At 66.9% G+C, this 9,335-nt stretch carries 12 protein-coding genes; 3 read left to right on the top strand and 9 right to left on the bottom strand.

What is annotated here, in order from left to right; translation table 11 throughout:
• Nucleotides 1-279: MinD/ParA family ATP-binding protein (locus A5645_RS13720; RefSeq protein ID WP_436405496.1), on the top strand; the 279-nt coding region annotated here is incomplete at its 5' end.
• Between the two features lie 92 nt (nt 280-371).
• Here the strand turns inward: A5645_RS13720 and A5645_RS13715 are convergent.
• The 9 genes from A5645_RS13715 to A5645_RS13675 all read right to left on the bottom strand — a co-directional run bounded on the left by A5645_RS13715 (nt 372) and on the right by A5645_RS13675 (nt 5,791).
• A complete protein-coding gene (locus A5645_RS13715) occupies nt 372-668 on the bottom strand; it encodes a hypothetical protein (RefSeq protein ID WP_065034977.1) in 297 nt (98 codons plus the stop codon).
• Nucleotides 669-686: 18 nt separating this feature from the next.
• Nucleotides 687-956 carry a hypothetical protein gene (locus tag A5645_RS13710; protein WP_036358176.1) on the bottom strand — a complete coding sequence of 90 codons (270 nt, stop codon included), beginning with the start codon at nt 954-956 and terminating at the stop codon, nt 687-689.
• Nucleotides 957-1,026: 70 nt separating this feature from the next.
• Nucleotides 1,027-1,845 carry an ESX secretion-associated protein EspG gene (locus A5645_RS13705; protein WP_065129883.1) on the bottom strand — a complete coding sequence of 273 codons (819 nt, stop codon included), beginning with the start codon at nt 1,843-1,845 and terminating at the stop codon, nt 1,027-1,029.
• On the bottom strand, nt 1,842-2,921 hold the full coding sequence (locus A5645_RS13700) for a PPE domain-containing protein (RefSeq protein ID WP_065129882.1): 1,080 nt from the start codon (nt 2,919-2,921) through the stop codon (nt 1,842-1,844). Before A5645_RS13700 ends, A5645_RS13705 begins: the two co-directional genes overlap by 4 nt.
• 54 nt (nt 2,922-2,975) lie before the next feature.
• A complete protein-coding gene (locus A5645_RS13695; RefSeq protein WP_065129881.1) occupies nt 2,976-3,266 on the bottom strand; it encodes a PE family protein in 291 nt (96 codons plus the stop codon).
• A gap of 10 nt (nt 3,267-3,276) precedes the next feature.
• Entirely contained in the window at nt 3,277-4,665 is a 1,389-nt protein-coding gene (locus A5645_RS13690) for a hypothetical protein (RefSeq protein WP_065129880.1), read from the bottom strand.
• Nucleotides 4,666-4,675: 10 nt separating this feature from the next.
• Nucleotides 4,676-4,966 carry a hypothetical protein gene (locus A5645_RS13685; protein ID WP_065034982.1) on the bottom strand — a complete coding sequence of 97 codons (291 nt, stop codon included), beginning with the start codon at nt 4,964-4,966 and terminating at the stop codon, nt 4,676-4,678.
• Between the two features lie 151 nt (nt 4,967-5,117).
• Nucleotides 5,118-5,468 carry a YbaB/EbfC family nucleoid-associated protein gene (locus tag A5645_RS13680; protein ID WP_065034983.1) on the bottom strand — a complete coding sequence of 117 codons (351 nt, stop codon included), beginning with the start codon at nt 5,466-5,468 and terminating at the stop codon, nt 5,118-5,120.
• Nucleotides 5,465-5,791 (bottom strand): hypothetical protein, encoded by a 327-nt coding sequence (locus A5645_RS13675; RefSeq protein ID WP_065129879.1) that lies wholly within the window; start codon nt 5,789-5,791, stop codon nt 5,465-5,467. Before A5645_RS13675 ends, A5645_RS13680 begins: the two co-directional genes overlap by 4 nt.
• 218 nt (nt 5,792-6,009) lie before the next feature.
• Between A5645_RS13675 and eccA the strand changes: the two genes are divergently transcribed.
• Nucleotides 6,010-7,845, top strand: a complete 1,836-nt coding sequence (gene eccA / locus A5645_RS13670; protein WP_065129878.1) for a type VII secretion AAA-ATPase EccA — start codon at nt 6,010-6,012, stop codon at nt 7,843-7,845.
• Nucleotides 7,845-9,335 (top strand): MinD/ParA family ATP-binding protein, encoded by a 1,491-nt coding sequence (locus tag A5645_RS28170; protein ID WP_065129877.1) that lies wholly within the window; start codon nt 7,845-7,847, stop codon nt 9,333-9,335. Before eccA ends, A5645_RS28170 begins: the two co-directional genes overlap by 1 nt.

The following is a 9,335-nucleotide window of genomic DNA, read 5'->3' as shown; positions in this document are numbered from 1 at the left end:
TGGCTGGTCCAGCATGGGCATTCCGGCCTGGTCCGGGAAGCGCACGTGGTGCTCAGTGCCTCTCGTCCGGGTTCGGCGGCGCTGAAGCTGGACAAGGTTTACGAGCATTTTCAATCACGTTGCCGTTCCATCCATTTGATCCCCTTCGACCCGCACCTCGCCGAGGGAGCGGACGTCGACTTCGGCCGATTGAATCCCGCGACTCGGCAGGCGTACCTGGAGCTCGCCGGGTCCGTGGCGGAGAACTTCGGACGGTTGCGCGCCCCGCGCGAGCAGTGAACGCACCAGCCGTCAACAGCTCGCGTCGCTGAGGCCGACACAGCGAAAACCCGGACCCACCCGCGCGGGTGGGTCCGGGTTCTCGGGCGACATCAGCCCAGGATGTTGGCGGCCTGACTGTTGTCGAGGTCCTGCACCAGCTGGTTCTGGTCGACCGCACGGACCTGCGTGGCATGCAGATCCTGAATGATCTCGTCCATCTCCTGGGAGAACTTGAGGCGAAGCCCGTTGATCTCCTCGGGAGCGTGTCCCGTGTAGGGGCCCGACGTCAGGGTGTTGAACAGACCGTCGATCTCGGTCCGCATCTGCTCCGCATCGGCGGTGATGCTCCGGATGGCGTCGAGGGTGTTGTAGTTCGCCTCGAAGTTGTACTTGATCCCGTATGACATGAGCTGTTACCTGACTTCCTAGGCGTCGATATTGCGGTGGGCCTGAATGTATTCCATGGAGCTGGTGGCAAGGCGGTCGGTTTGCGCCTGGATCTGGCGCATGTGGTCGAGGTGCTCAACCATCCGGTTGTGGAACATCTGCGCCTGGTTGCCGTGCCAGTTCAGGTTGACCATCTCCTGGACTTCGTTCTCCATCTTGACCAGTAGCTGGTCCGTGGTCCGCAGGTGTTCGTTGATGTTCTTGACATGCGGATCGGCATCTTCGGTTACTTCAAATGGGTGCGACATGCAATTCTCCTTTTCCGGAGTGGCCTCGATTGAAGAGGACACCGTGGTCTGATTTCTGCGCAGTACCGTGCTAAACCAATGACGCCTCCCATTGGTCCGTAGACAACTCGACAAGTTGACTGATCGCCTGGCCGATGGCGTGATCCGACCCCGGCTTCAACGTCGTCCACAGTTGCCCGCTCGGCGAGGCGCTTGGCGCGCCGACGATTCGTCCCCTCCTGGTGTAGAACACCCCTACCGCTGCCGGTTGCCGCGAGATGCGGTCCTGATCGGTACACAGTGCGTAGTAGACGATTTCGGCGAACGCCATGCGAGACGCCAGCGCGGACCCCAGCACCATCGCCGCGCGAGGTTCGGCGCCCAGGGTCCGCACCCGATCGGCCAGCTGCGCCGCATCGTGGGTCCCCAACAGGTTTCGGCTTACCAACTCTGTCGGTGCGCCCACCGGCGTCACCTGCGCGGCCTCGGACCGGGGCAGCCGGCCGATCAGGGCCTGCCCGGCCCACGCCAGCCCGGCCGATCCGTCGGCGACCTGCAACGCGATCTCGCTGCCGACCCGTCGAGCCGCTACACCCAATGCACCACAACGGATTACGCATACCCTGGCGATACCGTCGGGGGTGACCAGACGCATCGCGAGCTCCCGGTCCGGGCGACGCAACGCCCGCAGGATCGGCAGCAGGTCCGGTTCGATCACACCGTCGACGATCAAGCCGCGTGAAGCCAGGCTGCGGGTGGCCGCATCGAAGGCCCCCTCGAGCGCATCCACGGTGTCATAGCGCGGACGTACGTCCAGCACCGTCGGAAACTCGTGAACGCCGATCCGCGACCCCACGACTTGCAACTCGTCCTCGGTGAGGATGAAACCGGATCGCACCGCCGTGGTCACAGGCTCACCTCCTGCTCGGCGCCGATCACCGGCGGCGAAACCCAACGGTCGGAAACCTGCTGCAGCGTGCGCTCGGGTTCCTCGGCGAAGCCGTCGACCTGCTGCGGTTCCGGCGCGGCCAGATCGTCGAAGATCGCGGTGGTCGGACCCCAGCTCACGTGGGAGACGGTGAACGGCGCGTCACTCTGCTGTGCCGCGGGCAACCAGGATTGACCGCCGTCGGAGATACCGGCGCCCGGCTCTCCGGCCCCTTCGAGCGGCTCCGCCTCGCGGAAGGACTCGTAGGACTGGCCGCCGCCCTCGCGACGGTGCCCGCCCATCGGCGCGTAACCGCCTGCGCCACGGCCCATCCCACCGCCGCCGGAGTTGTCCGAGGAGAAGCTGGTCTTCTTCAGCTCCTTGGCGTCTTGGCTCCCTTTGACCGGTGTGGCCATCATGGGCGAAAGCTGCCGCGGTGCCCCGCCGCCGCCTCCGCCACCGCCGTGTGACCCGCCACCGGACTTCCCGTCCTTTTCGGCTTTGAGGGCGGCACCGTTGACGATCTGCGGGGGTACCGGCTGTTCCCACGGCTGTGCCAATTCGGCGACGGCGTCCTCGTAGCGACTCATCACCGCCGCGGCATCGGCCTGCTGGGCCGAGGCGGCCTCCTCGAATTCGGCGAAGCTGCCCTGCAGCACCGCACCGTTGTATGCCGACAACGAAGCCATCATGTCTTGTGCCGCTTTGGCTTCGATGGCTTCGGACACGCTGGGCATCGACAGGATCGCGACCGTGTTGGCCACCGCGGCTTCCTCGGCCCGGCGTCCATTCGCGGCTGCGCTCAGGCTTGCCGCCTGCAGCCACTTGCCGAGCGTTTCGAGCTTGGCCACCACGGCTTGCGAGGCGTTGCTCTCCCATGAATTGCGAACACTCTCGATGATCCTGTCGTAATCCGCGGAGATCTTGGCGAATTCGTTGGCCACCCGAATCCACGCGGCGCCGGCTTCACCCACCGACGAGGGCCCGGGGCCCTCGGTCAGGTCGCGCGCCAGCTGCTCAGTGCTGCGTGATTCCCACACGACATTCGTGAATCCCATTACCGTGGCCCCCCCTTTCGATTCCTCAGCGCTGTGTCGACGTGGTTCGCGCGCTCAGTCCGCCAAGTCCGTTTCGGCGATACGCCCGGCATGCGACCGCATCGCGGCGGACACCTCGTGCATCTCGGTGGCGCCCTGGTCGGAGGATTTGGTGAACGACCCGAGCACCTCGTTGAGCGTGTGGGCGACCCGTTGTGACACCTCGTCCTGACCGGAGGAAACGGTCGTGAGGTTGGGCGTCTCGGTCTCCATCACACGTTGCATGCGGTCGGCGAGCTCGTCGAGCTGCCGGGTGACCTCGGTGACCTCGTCGGGCCGGATTGACAGACGGTTGTTCTCGCTCATATCGGTGCTCCTAAATTCGAAGTTTCACGTCGGGACTGTCGTCGGGATCTATTGCGGTGTCACCGATTACGGGCGGACTGGCGTGGCCGAGATCGCCCACGATCTCGCCGCCCTGATCGGTCGTGTGCAGGAACGCCGCGGAAGTGTGGCTGCCGCTGGCACCCGCTTTGCCGCCCTGGGCGCCGTAGCCCGCCGCGCCGGGGGCCATCATTCCCGCCCCGGATATCCCGGCCGCGCCGCCCGACGGGCGCGCCATCGCCGTGCGGGCCACCGCGGCGGCAGCGTTGTTCTCGTTCTGGACCAGCGGTGACGAAGGAGTCATCCGGGCCGGCGTCGTCGCCGCGGCACCGCCCCCGCCATGCCCGCCACCGCTGGGATGTGCCGCGCTGACCATCCGGCCGGTGTGGCCCAGCCCCGAAGCCGGTGCGGCGGCACCCGCTCCCTGCGCCGCCTGCCCCAGGCCGGAAGCCAGACTGGTGCCTGCCTGCATGCCCGCCTGCAGGGCCTGCGTCCCCGCTTGGACGCCCATCGTCAGCGGCATCATGCCGGCCTGTAGGGCAGGGCCGATCATGCTCATGCCCACCGACAGCATCGGGCCTAGCATGCCCATGGCCATCTCGGGACCCTGGGTGACCGCGATAGGAGCCCCGGTGGCGGTGGTGGCCGCCGCCTGGCTGGTGAGCGTGCTTTCCAGCTCGGTGATGCACTCGGTCGCCAGTGCGCTGGCGCGCGACGCGGACTCGACCATGTTCGGCGCGGTCCACGGCAGACCGGCCGCCAGCGCCTCAAGTTCGTTCTGGCACTGGGTGAGAATCTCGATCAGCCGCGCCTGGCCTTGTTCGACATTTGCTGCGGCGCTGGTGAATTCGCCGCCCAACGCGGTTCCCTGCGCACCGACGGCGGCGCCGTTGGCCAGCGTCTCGCCGGTCTTTGCCGCGGCCGCGGTCGCGCCGGCACCCGACCAGCCCTGGCCGCCCATGCCGCCCATCATCTGGCCCAGCGATTGCTGCAGCCCGCCGGCGGCTTGCTGGAACGCCTGTGTGACGCCACCGAACATCTGCGTGGGATTCATGCCCTGGAAGACGCCGGGGCCCAGCGTGCCGAGCATGTCGGTGACCGGCTTGAGTAACCCGCTGGCGAAGTTGCTGCCCATGCCGCCCGGCCCCTGGGCGCCGGCGAACTCCGCGGGAATGCCTTCGCCGCCCAGATCACCGAACTCCGGGCCGCCGGTGGGCAGTTGACCCAGATTGAACTGGTTCAGAATGTCTTGCACCGGCCGGTTGAGCCAGGCTTGCAGGTCGTTTTCTAGTTGATTGATCACCGGCTGGTGGTCGAAGCCCGCCGTCGGGTCAAACTGGCCGGGCAAACCTGCGTCGGGGGCAGGGTCGGTGGTTCCCATGGCGGACTGCCTAGACGTCGGTGACCGCGTCGGCGGCGGCGTGCGCCGCGTCCGACACGTGCGTGGCCACACCCAACAGTGCGTGGTTGGTCGCCGTGAGCATGCCGCTCATCACGTTGTTCGCCGTCGACTCGTACATCGCCGGGATCATGTTCGCCGCAGCGATCGGTCCCAAAGCCATCGAGAAGGAGCTCAGCTGCGCCGGGGTGACGGTGCTGAACGCGGACGTGATTGCGGTGCACGCCGCCTCTTGTGCGGCGGTGAGTGCCTGCATGAAGTCAGGCTGCATTGCGAATGTCATGTGCTGCTTCTTTCCCCCAGAAATCCCGCTCTGCCTGCGGCTTACGCTGGTCTTTCCACCATAATGGCCCCCGCCGGTAATAAACTGCACGGATTTTAAGCAGACTTTCAAGATCACCGCGATTTACGTGTGTGCAATAAGCGCGATTTATTTATTGCGGCTCGACGATGCTGCCGTCAGAACGCACCAGCGGAGCCTTCTGCAGCTCGGTCATGCGGGCGGTGAATTCCTTGAGTAGGAAGTTGTAGCGCTCGGCCGCGACCTTGGCCGCGGCCTGCGCGGTTTCGACGATCAGGGTGGCCAGCGCGTCGGGGTCGAGGCGGCCGGCCGCCGGCCCCAGCCACAGACCGGTCAGCTGTCCGAGGCCGTCGACCTCGGCGCTGACCGCCCGGTCGCGGCTGGTCACCCGCGCGGTGATGGTCTTGGACTGTTCGGTCATCGACTGCAAGAGATCGCGTTGCTTGATGGCCCGAGCGATCACCGACTGCGCCAGGCTGGTCATACCGACCTCATCCAGGTCGCCGGGGCTTCGTCGTCCTCGTCGCCGAACAGCGCCTCCTCGGCGTCGGTGAGATCCTCCTCGGTCGGCAGGCCGAGTTCGCGGATCACCGACGCGGTGAACCCCCGGCCGACCAGTTCCCGGCGATAGGCCACCTGCGCCCGCATCGCCGACAGCCGGCACAGCGCGAGGATGTCGTTCGCGAGTTCCTGGGGCGGCCGGTCGAGTTCGCTGCGGTCGATCTTCAGGGCCGTCGGCAGGCCGCGCTCGGTGGTGGCGACGGCGATGGTCCCGGTGCGGGATCGCACCGGTTGGTGTTGCGGCATGCAGGACCTCCACCCGTCGCCGGCTGTCCTCATTTTCGTCTGAGATTTGGCGCGGTATTGAAACTCGTCGGATCGGTACAATAACTTTCTACCGCTTCCAGGTGGGGGAAAGGGACGTGAATTCGCCTCGCGGCCGCTCCCGGCAGCGGACCCATTTTGCGGCGCGAACTCCCGTAGCGCAGTGACTAGCAGTGACTAGCAGTAAGGACACCGAGCACATGCCTGGCACCAGGGACGCGCAGCGGGTCTTCGACGCGGGCGTGCTGTCCCTGGGAATCCCGATTGACGGGTTGGAGACCGACCGCGACGTGCAGTACGCGGCGTTGGCGTTCAAGCGCGCCACCGAACACGACCCGCAGATGAGCGACGCCTGGTTGGGACGCGCGGCGGCCGGCGACACCAGCAGCGAGGTCCTCTACCACCTCTGGCGCACCAGCAAGGAGAACCTGAACCGCGAACAGCGCCGCCTCGGTTTGCCGCGGCACGCGCTGTGTGGCCGGTTCCAGACCGGGCTGTACCTGGATTACACGCTGAGCACCCTGACCGAGGTGTGGCTGGCGTATGCGGCGAGCCTGGTCGCTGGCAAGGATTACGCGGAGGCCGAGGGGGTGCTCGACGAGCTCGACACCATGCGCCGCTCCATGCCCGACGGCGACTCCGAATCCGCCGAGATTTGCGCCTATGTGCGGGCGGTGCTGCATTTCACCACCCAGCGCTGGCCGGATGTCCTTGCCGCGCTGGCAAATTCGTCGTCGTTCCGGGACGAGTACATCAGCGCCGGAGCGCATCTGATGGTCGGGTCGGCCTGCGCGCAAATGGGATTGTTCGGCGAGGGTATCCGCCGCCTGGACCAGGCGATCGAGGGACCGATCCCGGCCGCAAGCCGCGCGGCCGAGTTCTGCAAGGGCCTGACGCTGCGGGAGATGGGCAAAGAAGCCGAGGCCAGAACCATCTTCGAACGGATCTACAGCGAAGAGCCGGGGTTCGAAGCGAATGCCGCGGCGTTGCATGACCCGAAGTACCGACTCATCATCAGCACCCGGGAGGACATCGATTCCCGTACCGACAAGTGGGATCCGGCCACCGCGCGCAGCGCCCGGGATCTGGACGCCGACAACCTCACCGAGCGCGGCAACGAATACCTGCGCGCCGCTGCGCTGGAGCTGGACCGGCAGATCGGGCTGACCGACGTCAAGCTGCAGGTGGCCAAGCTGCGGTCGGCTGCCAAGTTGGCCAAAGTCCGCGAAGGCAAGGGGCTCAGCGCCGCGGCCCGCAGCCTGCACCTGGTTTTCACGGGGCCGCCGGGCACCGGCAAGACCACGATCGCCAGGGTGGTGGCCCAGGTCTACTGCGGGCTGGGACTGCTCAAGACGCCCGCGGTGATCGAGGCCAAGCGCAGTGATTTCGTCGGCGAGCACCTGGGCAGCACGGCGATCAAGACCTCCGCGCTGATCGACTCGGCGATGGACGGGGTGCTGTTCATCGACGAGGCGTACACCCTGATCCAAACCGGACTGGCGGGTGGCGACGCCTTCGGCCGCGAGGCAGTGGACACCCTGCTGTCCCGCATGGAGAACGACCGCGACCGGCTGGTGGTGATCATCGCCGGATATGACGCCGAGATCGACCGCTTTCTGGCCGCCAACGAGGGCCTGGCCTCCCGATTCACCAAGCGCATCCGGTTCGCGTCCTACAACCCGACCGAGTTGGGCGACATCGGCCGGCTGATCGCCAAGACCCGGGACTCGGAGTTGACCCAGCAGGCGTATGACGAACTGGTCGCCGCCTGCACACGGCTCTACCGCAGTGAGTCCGTGGACGAATCCGGCCAGCTCCGGCGCGACATCGACCTGGTCGGCAACGGGCGGTTCGTCCGCAACGTGATCGAGACGGCCGAAGAGGAGCGGGAGTATCGGTTGAGCGAGCGGCAGGACGTCAGCGTCGAGGACCTCGATGAAGCGGAGTTGATGCGCATCGAGGTCGGCGACATGCGCGCGGCTCTGGAAAACGTGCTGGGTATGTCGTCCCGCCAGTTGACCTCGAGAACGCGATAGTGGAAAACACCGATACCCCAAAGCCCGCAACGGCTTTCAAACGCAGCAGCGACGCAGACACCAACCCGATCCCGGTGGCGCAGATCCAGGCCAAGCTGGCCGAGGAGGCTGCGCTCGTTGAGCAGGCCGCGCAAGCCGAGGAGGCCGAGCAACCCGGCCTCGGCGAGGTGCCGCGGCCCGCCGAGCGCCCAAGCCCGTCGACCGCGGGCACCCGGGTCATCGATGTGCCGCCCGTGCCGCCCGTGCCGCCCGTGCCGCCGGTCCCGACGGCCGCTGCGGCTGCACCCGACGCACCGCCGGTGCGTCCGGCCCCGATACCTGGGCGCCCACCGGCTGCCGAAGCACCGGCCCCACTACCCGGGCCGCCACCGCCCGCGCCCAACCCGCCGCCGCCCGTGCCCGTCCCGCCGCCGAGACCAGCCGCGCCGACCCCTGCGCCTCCACCGCCGCAGCTCGATCCACGGCTGAATCAGCCTGCACCGCAGCCGGTCTCGACCCCGTTCACCACCGCCACCCCCAGCGCGCCGCCGCAACAGCAGGGTATGCACGATCCGCGGATGCCGTCGCACACCGACCTGGGACTGGTGCGTCGGGTGCGCCCACGCCCGCAGAGCGGATGGCGCAAGGTGGTGCACCGGGTCACCGGCCTCAACCCCAAGGAGTCCGAGCAGGAGAACACCCGCCAGAAGCTGATCGCCAGGGTGAGCCAGCCGGTGCGGGGCGACTACAGCATCGCGGTGCTGTCGATGAAGGGTGGCGTCGGTAAGACCACCACGACGGTTGGGTTGGGGTCTACGTTTGCCGCCATCCGCGGCGACCGGGTGATCGCGGTCGACGCGAACCCCGACTTCGGTACCCTGGCTCAGCGCGGGCCCGACCAGAGCCGATCCACCGTTCGGGATTTGCTGCTCGACGACAACATCTTTCGCTACTCCGACATTCGGCGGCACACGTCGCAAAGTACGAGCCGCCTGGAAATCCTTGCCTCCGAACGTGATCCGGCTACCTCGGAAGCCTTTTCCGACGCCGATTACCGGGTGGTGATCCGGCTGTTGCAGCGGTTCTACAACCTGATCCTCACCGATTGCGGCACCGGACTGGTGCACTCGGCGATGGAGAGCGTGTTGGACGAAGCCGACGCGATTGTGTTGGTGGCGTCGCCGGCCATCGATGCCGCACGCAGCGCGCTGGCGACACTGGACTGGCTGGAGCATCACGGACGCGCCCACCTGGTGCCGAACGCGACCGTCGTCATCAGCGCCGCGCGGCCGGGTAAGTCGTCGGTGGATTTGGACAAACTGGCCGCGCAGTTCCTCACCCGCATCCGCGCGGTGCATGTGATCCCGTTCGACGACCACCTGGCGCAGGGTTCGGAGATCGTGCTGGACCTGATGGCCGGCAAGACCCGCCAGGCGTTCCTCGAACTGGCCGCTTCGATCGCCGATGGATTCGCGCATACCAAACGCGCCGAACGTAATTCGCGGAGTTGA

Origin of the sequence: Mycobacterium asiaticum, assembly GCF_001673635.1 — a bacterium.
Lineage (GTDB): Bacteria > Actinomycetota > Actinomycetes > Mycobacteriales > Mycobacteriaceae > Mycobacterium > Mycobacterium asiaticum_C.
This window is presented reverse-complemented; position numbering and strand designations above follow the sequence as displayed.